Below are 17,530 nucleotides of genomic sequence, written 5' to 3'. Positions count from 1 at the left end.
AAGACTGGAGGTCGTGCGGCATCTAATCCAGCGTCCGCCTGAACCGCACCAGCGCAACCCCGGCAAACAGCGCCACGAACACCATCAGCCAGCCGATCTCGCCGGCCACTGCCGGCAGTTCCGCGCCCTTCAGCATCACCGCGCGGGTGATGCGCAGGAAGTGCGTCAGCGGGAAGATTTCGCCGAAGATTTGTGCCCAGTCCGGCATGCCCCGATAGGGGAACATGAAACCCGACAGCATGATCGACGGCAGGAAGAAGAAGAAGGTGAGCTGCAGCGCCTGCATCTGGGTGCGGGCGATGGTCGAAATCGTATAGCCGAGCAGCACCAGCGCCAGCACGAAGATCAGCACGGCGGTCAGGAGCAGCGACATCGGTCCGGTGAAGGGGATGGCGAACAGAAGCTTCGCCGCCGCCAGCACCACCACCACCTGCACGCCGCCGACCGCCAGATAGGGCAGCACCTTGCCCATCATGATCTCGAGCGGGCTGGACGGCATCGCCAGCAGGTTCTCCATCGTGCCGCGCTCGGTCTCGCGGGTCAGCGCGATCGAGGTCATCATCACCATGGTCATCTGCAGGATGACGCCGAGCAGGCCGGGCACGATGTTGTATTGCGAGATGCCTTCGGGATTGTAGCGCCGGTGTACGACGACATCGAGCCGACCCTTGGCGGCCTCGGCGGCGGCTTCCTGCGTGCCTTGCGCCCTCAGCAGCGCCTGGCTGGCGACTGTGCCGAGCGTCGAGATGGCGCCACTGGCCACCGCCGGGTCGGTGGCGTCCGCCTCGATGAGTATCTGCGGGTTGTTGCCGCTCTCCACCCTCCTGGCGAAATCGGCGGGGATGGTGACGACGAAGGCGACGTCGCCGCGCGATATCAGGAACTCGGCCTCGGCGGCACTTTGCGCGACATGGTCGAAACGATAGTAGCCGGTGGTCTGCAGCGCCGCGACAATGGCACGCGTGTAGGGATCGTTGCTCGTCGCCACGAGTGCTGCCGGCAGGCTTTTCGGGTCGTTGTTGATGGCGTAGCCGAAAAGCACCAACTGTATCAGCGGCACGCCGAGCATCATGGCGAAGGTGATGCGGTCGCGCCGCATCTGGATGAATTCCTTGATCAGCAGCGCGCCAAGCCGGGCGAAGGAAAAGACGCTGTTCATGCCATGTTGTCCTTCGAGCCGGACATGAACTGGATGAAGACGTCCTCGAGGCTGGTTTCGCCGGGCGAAACTTTCACGCCCTTGTGCTCTTTCTCGACGTCGGCGAGTGCGGCTTCGAGCTTCTTTTTGTCGGAGCCGACGACATGCAGCGTCGCGCCGAAAGGCGCCACCTGGTCGACGCCGGAGCGGCCCTGGAGCGCTTCGGCGACCTGATCGAGCCGCGGACCCTGCAGCACAAACGTGGTCAGCCCGGCATTTTTCACCACCTCGGCGACCGTGCCGGTGGCCAGCATCTTGCCGTAGGAGATATAGCTGATGCGGTGGCAGCGCTCGGCTTCGTCCATGTAGTGGGTGGAGACCAGTACGGTCAGCCCGCCGCTGGCCAGGCGATGGATCTCGTCCCAGAATTCGCGCCGTGCCTTCGGATCGACACCGGCCGTAGGCTCGTCAAGCAGCAGCAATTTCGGCTTGTGCATGATGCAGGCGGCCAGCGCCAGCCGCTGCTTCCAGCCGCCCGACAAGGTGCCGGCCAACTGGTTGCGGCGCGTGGTCAGGCCGAGGTCTTCAAGCGTCCCGGCGACATATTCCTCGACCGGCTTCAGCCGATAGAGGCGCGCCACGAATTCGAGATTCTCGCCGATCGTCAGATCCTCGTAGAACGAGAATTTCTGCGTCATGTAGCCGACTTCACGCTTGATGCGCAGGCTGTCGGTGCGGATGTTGAAGCCGAGCACCGTGCCTTCGCCTTCGTCCGGCGTCAGCAGGCCGCACATGATGCGGATGGTTGTGGTCTTGCCAGAACCGTTGGGGCCGAGAAAGCCGACGATCTCGCCCTCGGCGACCGACATCGTCACATGGTCGACGACGGTCTTGTCGCCAAATCGCTTGACCAGGCCGTGGACGTCGATGGCGTTCATCTTGCGCTGTCCGCGAGATCAACATCGACGATCTGGCCGGGCTGCAGCGGCCCGGCATCGCCCTCCGGCCGCGCCTCGACCAGGTAGACCAGCTTCTGCCGGTTCTCCAACGAATAGATCACCGGCGGCGTGAACTCAGGATCGGGCGACACGTAGCTGACGCGCGCCTTCACATCCGGGCCGCAGCCGTCGCAATGGACGCCGAGCAAGGTGCCGACCTTGACCGAGGAGAAGGCGCTCTCCGGGATGTAGACGCTGAGCTTGACCGCGCCGTCGGGCAGGATCGAAATCACCGGCGCGGTCGGACCTGATGTGTCGCCCGGATTGCGGATGACATCGTTGACGCGGCCCGGCGAAGGCGCTGCCAGCACCCGTTTCGACAGCCGCCACTGAGCTTGCTCCAACGCGGCCTGCGCCTGCTTGACCTGATTGTCGGCGGCCTTGATCGTTTCGGCCCGTGCAGGCAGGCCGCCGACGGCGAGATTGGCATTGGCCTGGCCGACCTGCGCATTGGCCGTTTCCAGCGTGGCCGACGCGGTGTCGAAATCGGCTTGCGTGCCGGCGCCGCGCTTGAACAGATCGGCGGCGCGGTCGTATTTGCGCTTGGCGTCGGCGGCCTGGGCGCTGGCCATGTCGACCTCGGCCTTCAGCACGGCGATCTCTTCCGGCCGCTTGCCGATCTGCAGATCGGCCAATTGCGCCTGCGCCTGGGCAAGGCCGGCCTGCGCCTGCGCCACCGCGATCTTGGCATCGGCACTTTCCAGCGTCACCACGGTCGTGCCAGGCACCACACGGTCGCCGCGCTTCACCGTGACGGTCTCGACCTGCGCCACCTCGATCGGCGCCAGCAGCACATAGTCGCCTTCGACATAGCCGACGGCCAGCGGGGCAGCCGGGGCACAGGCCGAGAAGAGCTGCGCGGCGAGCGGCAGCGAACACAGAAAGCTCATGGTCTTTGCCCCTTCATGCTTTGCTCTTTTTGGAAGCCAATATGGCCTTGAGATTACCCGATGTGACCGCCACCACCTTGGCCGCCTCGGCGGCGCCGATGTCTTTCCAGCCCATGCGGCGCATCACCGCCTCGCGGCCGATGCGGAAATAGATGACCTGGCCAATCAGCGTGAACACGGTGAGCCTTGTGGCCTCGCTTTCGGCGGGCTCGCCGGTCGCCTGTTCCCAGAGCTGGCACAGCCGGCGATGCGTCGGCTCGAAGACGCCGTCATAGATGCGGTCGAGGGCTGCCGTCGGATGCGAAAGCTCACGCAACACGAACTGCACGATCTCGCCGGCCTGCGGGCTGGCCACGACAAAGCCGACCATCCGCTCCAGCGCCGCGAAGAGTAGCGCTTGCGCCGCCTCCGGATTGGCTGGTCCCGGCGCAGGCGCCTGTACATTGCCGAGCGCCTGGCCGGCTACACCCTGGATGGTCTCGACGATAAAGTCGGCGGCAGCGGCGCGAAGACCCTCCTTGCCGCCGAAATGATAGGCGATTGAGCCTATATTGGCTCGCGCCTCGGCGGCGATCTCGCGCGTCGAGGTGCCATCGAAGCCCTGCCTTCCGAACAGCTTCAGCGCCGCCTGGACAAGGGCCGCGCGCGTCATCTCGGCGGGCTCGCGGCGAAGAATTTTGGGCTCAGGCAGTTTGACCATGAGCGCAGTTTAATCAATCGATTGATTAAAGTCAACTTCTGTTCGTCATTATCTTGCCATCGACGGCGGCAAACGCTTTAGTGCCCGGCCATGGGCAAGGAAGTCGAACGAAAATTCCTGGTCACCAGCACCGCATGGCGGGAACTGGCCGAGGCCAATATCCGCATTCTCCAGTTCTATCTCGCTGCCGGCCCCGGGCGCACGGTGCGCATCCGCATCAGCGATGGCGGTTCCGCCAAGCTGACACTCAAATTCGGCAGCAAGGCGCGCGAACGCGACGAATTCGAATACCCGATCCCGCTCTCGGAGGCGGTGGAGATGCTGGACTTCGCCATCGGACGTGTCATCGAGAAGACACGTCACCATGTTAGGCACCGTGGCTATCTCTACGAAATCGATGTCTTCGGCGGTCCGCTTGCGGGACTTGTGATCGCCGAACTTGAGACGCCGGAGGACGTGCCGGACGAAATGCTGCCTGATTGGCTCGGCCGCGAAGTCACCGGCGAGTCAAAATTCTACAACGCGTCGCTCGCCCTTGGGGGGATACCGGAGATCGCCGCATGAGCTTTCGTATCGATCCGCGCCTGCCGCTGACCGGCGAGGTCAGGCGTATCCTTGCCGAGGAAATCGGCAAGGCGCTGCATCACCTTGACGCCGCACGGAGCCGGCCGGAACAGGCGCTGCACAAGTGCCGCAAGCGGCTGAAGAGCGCCCGCGCCCTGCTGCGGCTTGTTCGTTCCGGCGACGAAACATTCTGCGAGACCGAGAACCAGTGCTATCGCAATGTAGCAGGCCTGCTTGCCGGTCCGCGCGAGGCGACAGCGCTGATCGAAACCATCGACCGGCTGGCGGCGAGCTTTCCCAAGGAGAGCGCCGACGATGGGCTTACTGCTGCGCGCGACAGGCTGATCGCGCGCCAGCATGAACTGCACGAAGGCAGCGGGCTCGAAGCGGCGATCGGTGCGGCGACCGCCGCTTGCGAGGATGGCCTCAAACGCGTCGAAGCGTTGGCCTTGCCCGACCAGCCGGAACAGGCGGCCGACGTGCTTGCCGAAGGTGCCCGCGTCACGCTGCGCCGTGCCAGGAAGGCGCTCGACAAGGCCAGATCGCGGGGCGCGGCCGATGATTTCCACGATTTGCGCAAGGCGGCCAAGACCCACGGCATGCATCTGTCGCTGCTCGGCAGGCTGTGGCCGACACCGATCAAGGCCCGGCGCAAGGCGGTCGACGAACTGGGCGAGCGGCTGGGCGACCTGCACGATGTGCTGGTGATGCGCGCGCTGCTTGAGGCCGACGACCAGCCACTCGGGCTGCCCGAGGACACGAAACTTCTGGGCAAGCTGCTGAAGCGGTCGGAGAAGCAGCTGAAGAAGAGCTGCCTGGCCGAAGCGGCCGAGCTGTTCGGCGACAATCCCAAACGCTCGACACGCAAACTGGCCCGCAAGGCGCGCGACGATCTGGCTGCGCCGCCGGAAGAGGCCGCGGCATCGTAGGACGCTCTTCCTCGCGCTCCGGACGGGGGAGGAAGGCGTGCGCTAGCCCTCATTACCCGCCCATGCTAATCGCCATGGGGCATGACCGAGCCCGGCGACACGCTTCTGGATCGACTTGGCCGCTGGCTTGCCGGCCGGCTGCAGGGAGAATCGTCCGGCTACGAGCCCTACACTCCGTCCGATGCCGAAACGCTGCGCCGCACGCTTGAGCCGGGCGACATCCTGCTGATCGAGGGCAATCAGAAGATCTCGGCGGCGATCAAGTACCTGACCCAGTCGACCTGGTCGCATGCGGCCTTCTATGTCGGCGATGCCTTGCCCGCGCCGGAAGACGGCTCGGAACGGCCGCGCCTGATCGAGGTCACGATCGGCGAAGGCTGCGTCGCCGTGCCATTGTCGCGCTACCGCACCTACAACACCCGCATCTGCCGGGCGAGCGGGCTGGCGCCGGAGGATCGCGACAAGGTCGTCGCCTTCATGATCGGCAGGCTCGGCCTGAAATACGACCTCAAGAACATTTTCGACATGCTGCGTTTTTTCTTGCCCACACCGCCGGTGCCGGTGCGCTGGCGCCGCCGCATGCTGGCCTTCGGCTCCGGCGACCCGACACGGGCGATCTGCTCGACGCTGATCGCCGAGGCCTATGGCCAGATCCGCTATCCGATCCTGCCCGAAATCACCCGTGCGCCCGGCCGAGCCTCCGCGCAGTCGAACTATTCGCGCAAGGAAATCCTGCACATCCGCCACCACTCGCTCTACACGCCGCGCGATTTCGACCTGTCGCCCTATTTCCGCATCGTCAAACCGACGCTGGAATATGGTTTCGACTACCGGCAGATGGTCTGGGACGACAAGGTTGCCGATCCCGGGGCAAAGGCCGCCGAATAGACGCGATCAAATGAGTCCAACAGCATGGACGGCACGGCACGGGAGCGCCGCCCGGCAGGCGGCGCTTTGGCGTCAGTGCTTGCAAGCCGCAACGCGCACGTCCGAGGGAGTGGCGTCATAACGGCGGCGGAACGCCCGGTTGAAATAGGAAAGATCGTTGAAGCCGGCCTCGTAGGCGATCGCGGTGATGCTGCGTCCGGCATGGCGCGGATCGCCAAGCATGCGATGGGCACGCGCCAGCCGCTGGTTCATCATGAAATCAATCAAGGATGTGCCATCGCTCTCGAACAGCTTGCGGACATAGCGGGCCGACAGTCCGTGGCGGGCGGCGACGTCCCGCGCCGACAGGTCGACATGGCCACCATGCGCGACGATATCGGCCTTGATGGCGCGCAAGCGGGCAACGCTGACGCCACGGCCGCGTGCGATCTGGGCCGCATCCCTGGTCGCGCCCATGGCGAGTGCGGCAAGGTCGAAGACATGCGTCGCCGCAAGGTGACAGGCCTCCGCAGTCAACTCGTCTCCGACCTCCTGGATCGAGTTGATATAGTCGAGCAACAGCCGCATCGCCCCGCTTTGGGTCGGCAAGGGCCGCATAAGGACCGCTGCCGGATCGCCGATCAGAGGCGAAAGCTGCTTGCGCGAAAAACTCAGATTGATGAAGCGGAACCCGCCGGCGCCGATCAGGTTGAGGCCAACCTCGTCACCGCTCATCATCAGCGCCTGGCCGTTGCCGACCGCCTCCTCGCGGCCGCGGTGCTTCATCACGCTGCCCCCATCGAGGGCCGCCAGAAGAACGAAGTCGTCGTTGTCGATCAGCGACGATGTGCGATGCACCCGGAATTCCGATGAGCTGCCGGTGGCGATGCCGAGGCCCGGCAACGCGCGCACCCGCATGTCGATCTGCGCCGGCGCAAGCGGATCGAGGTCCACCCTCAGAACCGTGCGGCCGTAAACCTCGCGCGTAATCTCGACGCGATCCCGCTCCGGAAACATCTCCGTCGCCAGCCTGAACGAAGCTGACGGCCCCATCGTCGCAGTCATCGACACCCCCATGCCAAGAGCGCGGTCATATGCGCCGCGGCCTGCAAAACGTCAATACCGGGCCGTTTTGGCCGCTTTCAGTGCCGTTCTGTCCAAGCTGTCCCCCTTCGATGCCCCTAGTTTGCGGCGCGATTCCGAAACCGGAACCGTATTGGCGGCAATCCAAGGGGGCACGATGTTTCATTTGCAACTGTTCAAGACGCTGTCGGCACTGGCCGCGGCGGGCTTCAATCCGCGTGCCTATCTGCTGTCGATCTCGTTGGGCAACACGGTGACCGATCACCGCGAGGTCAAGCTGCCGCCGCGCGCTGCCCGATGATGAGGAGCACCATGAAAAAAAGCATTTTCGTGGCCCTGACCATTGCCCTGGCGGGCTGCCAAACGGGCCAGGCCGACAGCAACCCGGCATCGATCGCGAGCGCGGCCGGCAGCAACAAGGCCCGGAACGAACCATCGACGGAAACCGCCTGCGCCGAGGCCGCCAAGAAGGCGGCGAAGGCGCAGACCAATGCGGCTCTGCTCGGCGGTGTCCTGTCGATGGCGGGGGGTCTTGGCGGTCTGGCCGGCAATGGTGGGGTCATTGCCGGCCAGGCCGCCTCGATCGGCGGCTCGGTTCTGCAGTCCCAGGCGACGAGCAGTGCCCGGGCCGGCGTTGTGGAGGACTGTTATGGCTGAGCGGCGTTTCGCAGCCATGCGCCGGCTGGCCGGCGCGCTCGCACTTGCCGGCATGATGTTCGACAGCCCGCATGCCTTGGCGCTGACAGCGCGGGATGCGTCGGCGGTCGTCGGCCTGATCGAGGCCTTGCAGCCCGAATTCGGTCAGTTCGCCTATGACGAGGAGATCGCCGCCGACTGGTACGAGCGCGATGCCGCGGACAAGGGCTTGATCGGCACAGCCGGCTTCACCGCCGACAGCTGGAAGGTCGCGCTTGGCGAGACCATGCGCGGGTTCCTGGCGACGATGTCGGTCGCGGAACTCGATGCCATTTTCGCCAAGCTCAGGGGTGCCATATCCGGCATGAGGGAGCTGACCGACGCACAGAAGTCAGAGACCATCTCGGCCATCGACGAAGAGGTCGAAGGATTGATGGCTTTGCGGGCCGAGGGCGACCCCTTCGCCGACGTCGTCAGGCCGCTGACGCCGAAAATCCGCAGCCTCGTCCTCGGCCCGGCGATGGCGCGATAGGATGTTGGGCAACAGGAAATGGGCGGTGGGAAAAGCAACTCCGGGCGGCGGCCTCGAGGCCAAATATCGCGGCATTTTCCCAGCCACGGCACGTGTCAGGCGGGGCAGCCCGATCGCGATGCTTATCTGCCTGCTGGCTTCCAGCTGCAGCCAGACGGCCGCCAGCCCGCCGATCACGCCAGACCAGCATGCGCAATTGGCGGAGCTGGCGGCCGGCGCGGACTCGCCGGAAGGTCTTGGCGAAGCCCTGGCTGCAGTCGAGGCGACCAGAAAAATGCAGGATTGCCGGGCGCGCATGAACGAGACCGCCGGGCAGATGAAGATGATGGGCGCGGTCAATGGCGCCGTCGGCATCGCCGGCCGCATGGCAGGTCCGGGCGGCAAGACAGCGGCGAAAATAGTGGCGGTCGGCACCGCCAGGGCCGTGCGCGGCAAGCTCAGCCGCCAGATGCAATCATGCTGAGACGATTGGCGCGGTGCCTGGTCAGGCAGGCAGCGACACCATCGACGCTACCGCCTACATGACCGGCACGCTCTATCGTGCCGGCGGAACCACCGGAAAACGATGGCGCATTCCAAGCCTGGCAGCGCCGACATCGGCGCCGCCAAGTCGATCCTTTATGTGCCGTTGATGAACGAGGGCGAAGTGGCGGCGCTGAAGCTCGATTGAGCGCCACGGTCGACGCCTCAGGGCCGAGCTGCGAGATGTTCGCAGCCGTGAGGTGAAGGTCGTTCGTCGGCGATGATCACCAACTCGAACTTGTCTTGTGGCTAACAAACGGCGTCCCCGGATCGGCCCACCTGTGCCAAGCGCAACAGCGGACGTCACCGAGCAGATGCTTTGATGTCACCTTTTTGGGGACCGGAAGCTGCCGGTCCGCTGACGTCCCTGGCGAACATCAATAGGTATCCAAAATGGAATTCCTATATCCTTGGATGTCTTGGAGGCGACTAGCGATCACCTTGCCGACCGCCTCGGGGCTGTGCACCGCGGCCATGTACCTCCGAGCACGCTCGCCCATAGCGGCCACGACCTCAACGTTGTCGGCAAGTTGCGCCATGACCCGTGCGGCTTCATCTATGTCGGGATCGGCCCATTTCTGGCCTTCGATGAAATAGGGGTATTGATCGGGTTCGACGCCGATCAATCGGTATGGAATAGGAAACCCCGTCTGCGTGCCAACAAAATCCTTACTTCCCGAAAAGTCTGTTGCAACAACGGCTTTGCCCATAGCCATGGCTTCGGCAATTCCCAACCCGAAGCCCTCCGAGCGATGCAACGAGACAAAGACATCGCACGATTTTGTCAGACAATAGGTTTCGGTTCGAGTGAGAACCTCATCAATCAACACAACCCTGTTGTCGGTCTGCGCCAGGCTACGAATAGAATTCAGAATTGTTCGCTTGTGGGGGCTGTTACCCATCGTCTTGATAACCAAAGAAACCCGTCGATTTCGATCATGCCCGAACGCGCGCAGGTAGGCCTGTAAAACAGCGTCCGGGTTCTTCCGGTCCGGGTAGGACGAAAAATCGAATGCAAACAGAAATGCGGTAGAATTCTTTGGAATCTTGAAACGCTCGCGACTCGCCTCGATGTCGGGCGGGACGGATATAGCCACCGGAATATGCACAACGGGGCGGTCGGTACCGGCCATGAAGGCATCCCGAACGAAGGCGGTCGGGGCCCAGATTTCGTCCATATGTTGCAGACTGTTCAGCCATTGCGGGTGGATCGAAGGCAGTTCCCAGAAAGGCCTGACGATGTTGTATCTGTTTTGGAGAACACCCCCGCCAATGCCATGAATGGTTGACCCCAGCATGTCGGCGTTTACGCAGAAAACGTTCACCATTTTGGACGGCCGAACAACGATACGAGACGTCAGGGCTCTATCCCTCCTCGACGAAAGAACCTGCTCGTCAAAGTTCGTGACATCATAGGTGATGTTGGCACCGTCGACTGAACGAGCGAGCGAGCGCATTGCTTCACCCACGCCCGTTTCTGAAAATGGATAACCGATCAGGGACAGGCCGGGCCCAAGGGCGGCCTTCGATGTCGTGTCGAAATTTGCGGGCCACGCATGCCTGAACATCGCATCGAGAAATTGCTTTCGCTTGGCCGGTGGTACCATTCCATAGAGCCAGCGAATGTGAGGCTGGGCTTTCATGAGAGTCCGATAAGCGCGGCGCGCGATACGCGGCGCGATCACCGATTTTTCTGTGGCGGAAACATCTGCAGTTCCGTGACCTAGTTGGCGGATTCTCTTGACGACAGTTTGCGTGAACCTGGGAGGAATCCCTGCCGACGTTGCGCCACCGGCGATATACCAGTCGGCGTAGTTTATCTGGGATTTCCCCTCTTGGAGAGGGAAGTAGGATTGTAGGTCGCGCCTCGTCGTCCAGAGTGCGTGCGCAAGCTGTGTGACCACACCACCGGGGTTGGGCTTGATGCCGGCTGGGCGGTCCAGATGGTCCGGCATCAGAGTGAAAGGATCGCCCTCGAAAGGCTCGAGCTTCTCACGAAAGAGAATTCGCGCCAGTTTCGGAATCTTGGTGCCGTCGGAGAACGTCCCGAAGCCATAGGGGACTGAAGAAGAACTGCTTGCCCCGAAACCTTCCAGCTGGTCATGATAACCCGCCGTGAGGCTTGCCAACGCTTCCGTAGATGTTGGTTTCCATCGCTGCTGGTGCTTCGACAGGACGCCCCTGTCGCCGGGAGTGATCCCGCTGAAATGGAAGAAGGCGAGTGGCGAGCCGTTGACCTCGTAGTTCTCATTCGTGGCTTTGATGGTGCGGGTGTCCAGGTTCCAGTACGCCACGTTGTAAGCTGGGTCGCGCAGGATGTGTGTGCCTGGGCAATAGGCGGGCCACAGGTCCATGAATTTCTGGTCAACGAAAATCCCGTCGCTGAGGCGATCGGTGACGCACTCGTTTTGCAGACGCGACTCCCACCATTCCAGCAAAGCCGACGTCTCGTCCGTCCTGGCAAGGGCCAAAAATCCCAGATTGTAAATGCCGGATCGCATAAAGGTCAGGTCGTTTGGGCTCTCGGAATGGAGATTGGGGGCGAGGGAGTGCGGTGTCAGGATGGAAGTCGCTCCCTCGTCGAATGCCCGCAATATCTCGTCGAAGCGACGATAGGCGAAGATATCCGGATCAAGGTAAATCACGCGGTCAAAACCTTCGGCAAAAAGTCGCCGGAATACCGTAGGCTTGATGGCCGTGTTCAGTTCCATGACATCGTAGCGAAAACTGAATGAGCGACGGTCAGGCAGATCGAGTTCGTCGAAAAAAATATGAGCGTCGAATTCGGGGAAGGCGCCCTGTTGCATGTCGTTTCGAGGTGTGTCAGCGATGGCAAGTATGCGTGAGAAGTCTGGATGGTGGCGAGCAAACGAAGACGCCAGCGTCCGCGAATAGTGGAGATAGTTCCACGATGAAATCGTAAAGAACGCATTCCTCATGCTGGGCCCGAATCTTCCTTTGCCTTGGCATCCAAACGTTGCCATAGCCCACGACAGGGGAAATCCACAATCGCAAGGAAACGGGCTGTGGCAAATAAGACCGCTTTGATAACGGGCATCACGGGGCAGGATGGAGCTTATCTATCAAAGCTGCTTCTCGACAAGGGATACCGTGTGGTGGGCTCCATGCGCCGCACGTCGGGGATAGGCACATGGCGTCTCCAGGATATGCAGGTTCTGCGAGATATCGAATTCGTGTCGATGGAACTGACCGAGGACTCAAACGTGCGTGTGGTGCTGGAGAATGTCCAGCCTGATGAGATATACAATCTTGCGGCTCAGAGTTTTGTCGGAGATTCGTTTAGACAGCCAATCTATACATCTCAGGTGACCGCGATTGGAACATTGAGACTTCTGGAAGGCGTTAGATCTGTCGTCCCGGAAGCTAAATTCTACCAGGCTTCGACGTCCGAGATGTTTGGTAAAGTGCAAGAGGTCCCGCAAAATGAAAGAACTCCCTTCTATCCACGGAGCCCTTATGGAGTGTCCAAGCTGTTCGCGCATTGGACTGTTGTGAACTACAGAGAGGCGTATGGCTTGCATTGCTGTAGCGGGATCCTCTTCAATCACGAGTCGCCTCTGAGGGGCGTGGAGTTTCTCCCTCGAAAAGTAACACTTGGTATGGCCAAATATGCGTTGCGCGGCGAAGGGCCTCTGCGGGTCGGAAATCTAGAGGCGAAAAGAGATTGGGGCCACGCCCGAGATTACGTCGATGCAATGTGGAGGATGCTGCAAACGACGCCTGTAATGGATTTCGTTGTGGCGACCGGGAGAACGCACACGGTTCGTGAATTTGTCGAGATGGCCGCGAAAGCCTGCGGCATCTTTCTGGATTGGCAAGGAACGGGGCACAACGAGCAAGGTATCGACCGGACTACCGGAAAAGTCGTTGTATCTGTTGACCCGGCTTTCTACAGGCCCTTGGAAGTCGACCTACTTGTCGGCGACCCTTCGCGTGCCAGGGAGGTGCTTGGCTGGAGCCCCACGGTTCGACTGGAGGATCTGGTCGCCGAGATGGTCGAGGCTGACATGCAACGGGTCTCGTCGAACCATGCGGCAGGGTTCTAGCAGCGATCTAGTACCCCCATAGCTTGGCCAGATCGCGGCCGATCAGGTCGCTGGTCGTGGACACGTCTGCCGCGAACAGCTTTTTCAAATCGACTGCCATATCGCCAGCGATTTTCGTTTCGAACCCTACCGCGCGGTTGTCGTGGTACTCCTGGTTTACATTGACACCCAGGAACCGCTGCAATTGCCGCGCCCAGAGACCCCGGTGGAACGGACGCCGTCGCGTTAGGTCCTCATAGACCAGCACGAGCATCTGGTTTTTGGGGAATCTCTGATAGTAAGCTTGCAAATGCTTTCCGTAAAATGAGTGGTTTATATTCATTGCTGCGGAATACCACGAATTATCCTCCAATTTATTGTTGTATATATCCGCCACTCCCTTTCTGATATAGGAATTTATATCGAGTTCAAGTTCGGGACCCAAATACGGATCTATCTTCCCCTTCATGTGCCTATACTGTGAAATCACTCGGCTGACAGGGTCCCTGAGCGTTGCGATGATTTTCGCGTCCGGATTGTAGGCTTTTATCGCCTCCGCCACCTGGATGCTTGAAAGATAGACGGGAGAAATGTCGGCGAGATAGCGATGCTCAGTCGTCGCCTCCGAGAAGCGCATGTCGTACACGCTTTCTGTTACATCCGCGTCGATGCCGAAGCCATTCATCTCTTTCTCTTCGGGCACGAAGACCTTTCCCGTACCCCGCAGCATCCATGCCAGGCTACTGGTGGCGGTCCTTGGGGCTCCGATGCCGATCAGATTTACCCGCCTCGCGGTGTGCGTTTCCAACAGTGGCAATCTTTATCCCCCAAATCGCCGGCAGGCCGGTTTGATCTAAATATTTGTATGTCCGGTTGAAGCCGCAACGCGATCGTTGTACGAGCGCTACACGTCTCACTATGAGCTTTGGAACGGGAAAGATCGTTGATCGTGGCAATGACCGCCCACGTTCCGAGCCAGATGGTGTCGACGCTGGCTTTTCGACGCATCCGCGCACGCGATGTCGCGATCGCTTTGCTCCTCGGGCTCCTCTCCCTCCTGGTCTTCAACGCGAATATGCGCTCGATCGCGGCAGCGGACAGCTTCGCAGCGCGCTATCTGCCCTTTTCAATCTGGCAGAATCACAGCCTGACCCTGAACCCGATCCTAGACCTGGTCGCTCAGGGCCGAAAGCCTCCGTCAACGCCGGACAAGACTTACAATGCCCATTGGATCGTGAAGGTTCGGGGGGGCGATTACGTATCGAAATTTCCCATCGTTGTTCCCGTCGTCCTCTCCCCACTCTATCTGCCGGCTGTCATCTATCTGGACCGACATGGTTCCGACCCGCTGCTGTTGGACAAGCTCGCCCGCATCATGGAAAAGCTCTGCGCTTCTTCGATAGCGGCGGTCTCTGTGGGGCTGCTCTACTTGCTGCTTCGGCGCAGGACCGATGAAGGGTGGGCAGCCATTCTGAGCTTGCTCTATGCATTCGGCACCACGACATGGGTCATCAGCAGTCAGGCCCTCTGGATGCACGGCCTGGCGCAGTTGCTGGTCATAGGCACAATGCTTTTGCTTACAGGCCCTGCCAAGCCGTGGCGGGTCCTGCTCGCCGGTCTGCTCTGCGCGCTTATTGCGGCCAACCGCCAGCCGGATGCCATACTGGCTGCGGGCTTGGGTATCTATGGCCTGTGGTGGGCTGGCCGCATGAGAGCACTGCTCGTTTTTTCAGGCATGGTCCCCGTCGCTCTAACCCTTGCCTACAATGTCATGCTCGTCGGCAATATTGCGGGTGCTTATGCAGTGCATGTCGGGGTCGGCGATTTAAATGACAGCTTGATGGGCGGTATCGCGGGTCTGCTTTTCAGCCCGACTCGAGGCCTCTTCGTCTTCTCCCCGTTCTTGCTGTTTGTCCCGATTTTTTTCCGCCGCATCGCGGCTGAACAGCCGGGACGAGGTCTAACGGCGGCAGTCGGTTGCTCGATGATCGTGCAGGTGTTGTTCTACGCCATGATCGACTGGCGGCAAGGCATGTCGTGGGGGCCGCGATGGCTTACCGATATGTTGCCCATGCTGATATGGATGCTCCCGCCGGTTGTGACAGCTCTGTTGCGCAGCGGTCGCGCGGCGTTCGGCCTTGCATCGCTGGCGGCGGTCTCGACCCAGGCGATCGGCGCTTTCTGGTACACTGGCATTTTCGACATGCCCGTTATCTCAACCCAGGGCCCGGACAGAATGCGGCCGGCCTGGGACATTCATAACGCGGCCTTCATCGCCGAACTCTCTCACCCGCATGTGCGCGCCGACCTCGTTGTCGATTTAACAGGCAACATCGACGCCGTTAACATCTTGCCCGCAGGTCAAGCCGTCGGCGCCGAAGCAGGCCGACAGCTCGAGATCCTGGGATGGGCGCTCACCAACAATCACTCTCCAGCCGATGTCGGTGTGCTGATCGACGGCCGGCAGCTGGGTGGAACCAGGGATTTCTTTGGCAGAGCCGATGTAGAGAAGGCTTTGGGGCAATCGAGCCCGGCTGGCTGGCGCGTGACCATCCCGATTGATCATATGACGCCGGGCGAGCATTTGCTGGCGGTTCTGGTGCGCGCCACCCAGGGTGGCGACCCGCGCCTGCTCAAGCAGATCTCTTTCCTTGTTCCTGAGGACAAAGTTGCAGTTGAGCATGTCAGCGATCTGCCCAGCGCGGCGCGGCACGCCAGGCAGATGCTCGCGAACGATCAGCAGGCCGGCGGCTACTGGCTTACATCCTATACCAGCGCGAGCCGGTTCGAGCAGCCGCGCCTGGAACTCAATACCTATCTCAACGCCGTCATGCTTGACGTGGCGAGCCCGGTGGCCGAAGCCGCCGGCGTGAGAGACATGCTTGCAGGAGCGCGGCAGTTCCTGTCTGCACAGATCGAGGAAAGCGGCCTTGTGCGCTATCATGGTCGGCCGGATGCGCCCACGATCGGCACGCTTGGCTGCGCCATCACTCCCGATTCGGACGACACAGCCCTGGCGTGGCGGGTTGCGCCCAGCGACAAGCGCGAACTGCTGCAACCCGCGCTTGCCACCATCACGCAATTCAGGCGGGCTGACGGGCTTTACCAGACCTGGCTTGCGACAAGGGACAAGTACCAATGCCTCGACCCGGGGCACGACCCTAATCCTGCGGATGCCGCAATCCAGATGCACATCTTCCTCCTTCTTGACCAAGTGGACAAACCCGCCGCGCGGTCGCTATGCGAAGTCCTCTCGAAGAAGGCGGCCGATGACGATATCTGGGTTTACTATGCCGATGCGCCCCTCATGCCGATGCTGCGGTTGGCGGACCTGGAAAGAGCCGGCTGCCTGCTGCCGGTTCCGCAATCGCGACTGCAGACCGACATTCCCGGCCAGGACATCTGGGTTCGGGCCGCAGGCGCGCTTCGGCAAATGGAAAGCCATGCCGGCTCATCCGAGACTTATCAACGCACGGCCCAGTTGCTGAAGGATATTGCGGCCGATGACTTTTCCTTATTGAGCCACACACCTCCGCTTCTGTATCACAATGACCTTAGCGCGACGGTAAGACGATTCTACTGGTCGCAAGATTTCGGCTATGCCCTCTGGTTGCGGCTCTATTTCGAGAATGAACTCATGCATTCGAAGCTTGCCTGCGGCTCGAAACAGGAATGTGGTGACAAGTGACGCAAATCGTCGGCGATGCAGCCTCTCGAAGTCGCCTCTCGGCGATGCAGTTGTTGCTGCGTTGGCTTTCTTGCATCCGTTATGATGAGGTCGCGGCCCTGCAGGCCACGCCTTTCATCGGAGCCGTTTTCTCAGTTGGAGCCTTGTCGGCCAGCCATGTGCTCACCGGGGTCATCATGATGGCCGGCAATCTGTGCCTGATGGCTCATGTGTTCGTTCTCAACGACTGGTCAGGTATCTTCGGCGATCTCAAGGATCCGGACCGGGCCGGCCGGACATTCGCTGCAAAAGGCCTGACGCGCACGGAAGCCGGCTATCTCGCCGGCTCGTTGCTGGTGATCAGTCTGCTCCTCCTTGCGCTGGTCGAAACGAGAACGCTTCTTATCGCAGCAACGATCGCCGGGCTAAGTGCCTTGTATTCCAGCCCCGCCTTGCATTTGAAAGCGGCGCCGCTGTTCAACTCGGCCCTGCATTTTGTCGGCGGTTGCCTGCATTTCCTGCTTGGATACACGGCCTTTGGCGCGATCGATGCACAGGGCGTCGTCCTGAGTTGTTTCTTTGGACTGGTATTCACTGCCGGCCATTTCACGCATGAGGCGCGGGACCACGAGATTGACCTGATCAACGGCATACGCACGAACGCCGTGGCGTTCGGCAAGACGCAAAGCTTTGTCGCCGGCCTGGTGCTTTTTATCTCCTCCTACATCTACCTAGTCGCGCTGGCTGCACTCGGGTTCGTTCCGTTTGCTCTCGTCTATGCCGCTGGGCTCGTCCCGTTGCATCTGTTGGCGTCCCGCCGCGCCATGCGGGCCGGCCTGACGTCCGAGAGCCTGCGTCGACTGCAGCGGTGCTATCGGGCGCTCTTCGCCACCATTGGCATCGGCATGATCTTGATGGTCGCTCTATCCTAGCCGGCGGTGTCGGGTTCCACCGCAAC

The 17,530-nt window shown here is 61.4% G+C and carries 17 protein-coding genes; 10 read left to right on the top strand and 7 right to left on the bottom strand.

Annotated elements, in window-relative coordinates:
- Window positions 1-22: 22 nt before the first annotated feature.
- From NKJ67_RS18105 to NKJ67_RS18090, 4 genes are read right to left on the bottom strand one after another with little or no spacing between them, the layout of a single operon-like run.
- Window positions 23-1,159 (bottom strand): ABC transporter permease, encoded by a 1,137-nt coding sequence (locus NKJ67_RS18105; RefSeq protein ID WP_352582152.1) that lies wholly within the window; start codon window positions 1,157-1,159, stop codon window positions 23-25.
- Complete coding sequence (locus NKJ67_RS18100; protein WP_352582150.1) at window positions 1,156-2,076, bottom strand: ABC transporter ATP-binding protein; 921 nt, start codon at window positions 2,074-2,076, stop codon at window positions 1,156-1,158. Before NKJ67_RS18100 ends, NKJ67_RS18105 begins: the two co-directional genes overlap by 4 nt.
- A complete protein-coding gene (locus tag NKJ67_RS18095) occupies window positions 2,073-3,026 on the bottom strand; it encodes an HlyD family secretion protein (protein ID WP_128362696.1) in 954 nt (317 codons plus the stop codon). The genes NKJ67_RS18100 and NKJ67_RS18095 overlap by 4 nt, the downstream gene beginning before the upstream one ends.
- A gap of 13 nt (window positions 3,027-3,039) precedes the next feature.
- Window positions 3,040-3,726, bottom strand: coding sequence for a CerR family C-terminal domain-containing protein (locus tag NKJ67_RS18090; protein ID WP_127320690.1), 687 nt, complete (start codon window positions 3,724-3,726; stop codon window positions 3,040-3,042).
- Between the two features lie 90 nt (window positions 3,727-3,816).
- Between NKJ67_RS18090 and NKJ67_RS18085 the strand changes: the two genes are divergently transcribed.
- From NKJ67_RS18085 to NKJ67_RS18075, 3 genes are all read left to right on the top strand, one after another.
- Window positions 3,817-4,290: a CYTH domain-containing protein gene (locus tag NKJ67_RS18085; RefSeq protein ID WP_352582147.1), complete on the top strand. Its 474-nt coding sequence runs from the start codon at window positions 3,817-3,819 to the stop codon at window positions 4,288-4,290.
- Entirely contained in the window at window positions 4,287-5,219 is a 933-nt protein-coding gene (locus tag NKJ67_RS18080; RefSeq protein WP_127268426.1) for a CHAD domain-containing protein, read from the top strand. Before NKJ67_RS18085 ends, NKJ67_RS18080 begins: the two co-directional genes overlap by 4 nt.
- 81 nt (window positions 5,220-5,300) lie before the next feature.
- On the top strand, window positions 5,301-6,107 hold the full coding sequence (locus tag NKJ67_RS18075; RefSeq protein WP_127269745.1) for a C40 family peptidase: 807 nt from the start codon (window positions 5,301-5,303) through the stop codon (window positions 6,105-6,107).
- Window positions 6,108-6,179: 72 nt separating this feature from the next.
- Here NKJ67_RS18075 and NKJ67_RS18070 read toward each other — a convergent pair whose 3' ends face one another.
- A complete protein-coding gene (locus NKJ67_RS18070; RefSeq protein ID WP_127269743.1) occupies window positions 6,180-7,151 on the bottom strand; it encodes a helix-turn-helix transcriptional regulator in 972 nt (323 codons plus the stop codon).
- Window positions 7,152-7,326: 175 nt separating this feature from the next.
- Here NKJ67_RS18070 and NKJ67_RS18065 point away from each other — a divergent pair, with 175 nt between their 5' ends.
- From NKJ67_RS18065 to NKJ67_RS18050, 4 genes are read left to right on the top strand one after another with little or no spacing between them, the layout of a single operon-like run.
- Window positions 7,327-7,470 (top strand): hypothetical protein, encoded by a 144-nt coding sequence (locus NKJ67_RS18065; protein ID WP_127269741.1) that lies wholly within the window; start codon window positions 7,327-7,329, stop codon window positions 7,468-7,470.
- Between the two features lie 11 nt (window positions 7,471-7,481).
- Complete coding sequence (locus NKJ67_RS18060; protein WP_127398858.1) at window positions 7,482-7,826, top strand: hypothetical protein; 345 nt, start codon at window positions 7,482-7,484, stop codon at window positions 7,824-7,826.
- Complete coding sequence (locus tag NKJ67_RS18055) at window positions 7,819-8,337, top strand: hypothetical protein (protein WP_352582143.1); 519 nt, start codon at window positions 7,819-7,821, stop codon at window positions 8,335-8,337. The genes NKJ67_RS18060 and NKJ67_RS18055 overlap by 8 nt, the downstream gene beginning before the upstream one ends.
- Before the next feature lie 25 nt (window positions 8,338-8,362).
- Window positions 8,363-8,800, top strand: a complete 438-nt coding sequence (locus NKJ67_RS18050; RefSeq protein ID WP_352582141.1) for a hypothetical protein — start codon at window positions 8,363-8,365, stop codon at window positions 8,798-8,800.
- Between the two features lie 436 nt (window positions 8,801-9,236).
- On the opposite strand, the gene NKJ67_RS18045 is transcribed toward NKJ67_RS18050, so the two are convergent.
- Complete coding sequence (locus tag NKJ67_RS18045) at window positions 9,237-11,798, bottom strand: glycosyltransferase (RefSeq protein ID WP_352582139.1); 2,562 nt, start codon at window positions 11,796-11,798, stop codon at window positions 9,237-9,239.
- 87 nt (window positions 11,799-11,885) lie between these two features.
- Between NKJ67_RS18045 and gmd the strand changes: the two genes are divergently transcribed.
- Window positions 11,886-12,926 carry a GDP-mannose 4,6-dehydratase gene (gene gmd / locus NKJ67_RS18040; protein WP_352582137.1) on the top strand — a complete coding sequence of 347 codons (1,041 nt, stop codon included), beginning with the start codon at window positions 11,886-11,888 and terminating at the stop codon, window positions 12,924-12,926.
- A 7-nt stretch (window positions 12,927-12,933) separates the two neighbouring features.
- Here gmd and NKJ67_RS18035 read toward each other — a convergent pair whose 3' ends face one another.
- Complete coding sequence (locus NKJ67_RS18035; protein WP_352582135.1) at window positions 12,934-13,722, bottom strand: sulfotransferase family protein; 789 nt, start codon at window positions 13,720-13,722, stop codon at window positions 12,934-12,936.
- Between the two features lie 126 nt (window positions 13,723-13,848).
- Here NKJ67_RS18035 and NKJ67_RS18030 point away from each other — a divergent pair, with 126 nt between their 5' ends.
- Window positions 13,849-16,593, top strand: a complete 2,745-nt coding sequence (locus NKJ67_RS18030) for a hypothetical protein (RefSeq protein ID WP_352582133.1) — start codon at window positions 13,849-13,851, stop codon at window positions 16,591-16,593.
- Window positions 16,590-17,504, top strand: a complete 915-nt coding sequence (locus tag NKJ67_RS18025) for a UbiA family prenyltransferase (RefSeq protein ID WP_352582131.1) — start codon at window positions 16,590-16,592, stop codon at window positions 17,502-17,504. The genes NKJ67_RS18030 and NKJ67_RS18025 overlap by 4 nt, the downstream gene beginning before the upstream one ends.
- The last annotated feature ends 26 nt before the right edge of the window (window positions 17,505-17,530 follow it).

It is taken from the genome of Mesorhizobium sp. M0088, assembly GCF_040322895.1.
Lineage (GTDB): Bacteria > Pseudomonadota > Alphaproteobacteria > Rhizobiales > Rhizobiaceae > Mesorhizobium.
The sequence above is the reverse complement of the archived record's forward strand: the minus strand, read 5'-3'. Positions and strand labels throughout refer to the sequence as shown.

Bases quoted from the DNA above. Each gene is read 5' to 3' on its own strand.
- NKJ67_RS18105 (WP_352582152.1), bottom strand. From the start codon at position 1,159: ATGAACAGCGTCTTTTCCTTCGCCCGGCTTGGCGCGCTGCTGATCAAG.
- NKJ67_RS18100 (WP_352582150.1), bottom strand. From the start codon at position 2,076: ATGAACGCCATCGACGTCCACGGCCTGGTCAAGCGATTTGGCGACAAG.
- NKJ67_RS18095 (WP_128362696.1), bottom strand. From the start codon at position 3,026: ATGAGCTTTCTGTGTTCGCTGCCGCTCGCCGCGCAGCTCTTCTCGGCC.
- NKJ67_RS18090 (WP_127320690.1), bottom strand. From the start codon at position 3,726: ATGGTCAAACTGCCTGAGCCCAAAATTCTTCGCCGCGAGCCCGCCGAG.
- NKJ67_RS18085 (WP_352582147.1), top strand. From the start codon at position 3,817: ATGGGCAAGGAAGTCGAACGAAAATTCCTGGTCACCAGCACCGCATGG.
- NKJ67_RS18080 (WP_127268426.1), top strand. From the start codon at position 4,287: ATGAGCTTTCGTATCGATCCGCGCCTGCCGCTGACCGGCGAGGTCAGG.
- NKJ67_RS18075 (WP_127269745.1), top strand. From the start codon at position 5,301: ATGACCGAGCCCGGCGACACGCTTCTGGATCGACTTGGCCGCTGGCTT.
- NKJ67_RS18070 (WP_127269743.1), bottom strand. From the start codon at position 7,151: ATGACTGCGACGATGGGGCCGTCAGCTTCGTTCAGGCTGGCGACGGAG.
- NKJ67_RS18065 (WP_127269741.1), top strand. From the start codon at position 7,327: ATGTTTCATTTGCAACTGTTCAAGACGCTGTCGGCACTGGCCGCGGCG.
- NKJ67_RS18060 (WP_127398858.1), top strand. From the start codon at position 7,482: ATGAAAAAAAGCATTTTCGTGGCCCTGACCATTGCCCTGGCGGGCTGC.
- NKJ67_RS18055 (WP_352582143.1), top strand. From the start codon at position 7,819: ATGGCTGAGCGGCGTTTCGCAGCCATGCGCCGGCTGGCCGGCGCGCTC.
- NKJ67_RS18045 (WP_352582139.1), bottom strand. From the start codon at position 11,798: ATGAGGAATGCGTTCTTTACGATTTCATCGTGGAACTATCTCCACTAT.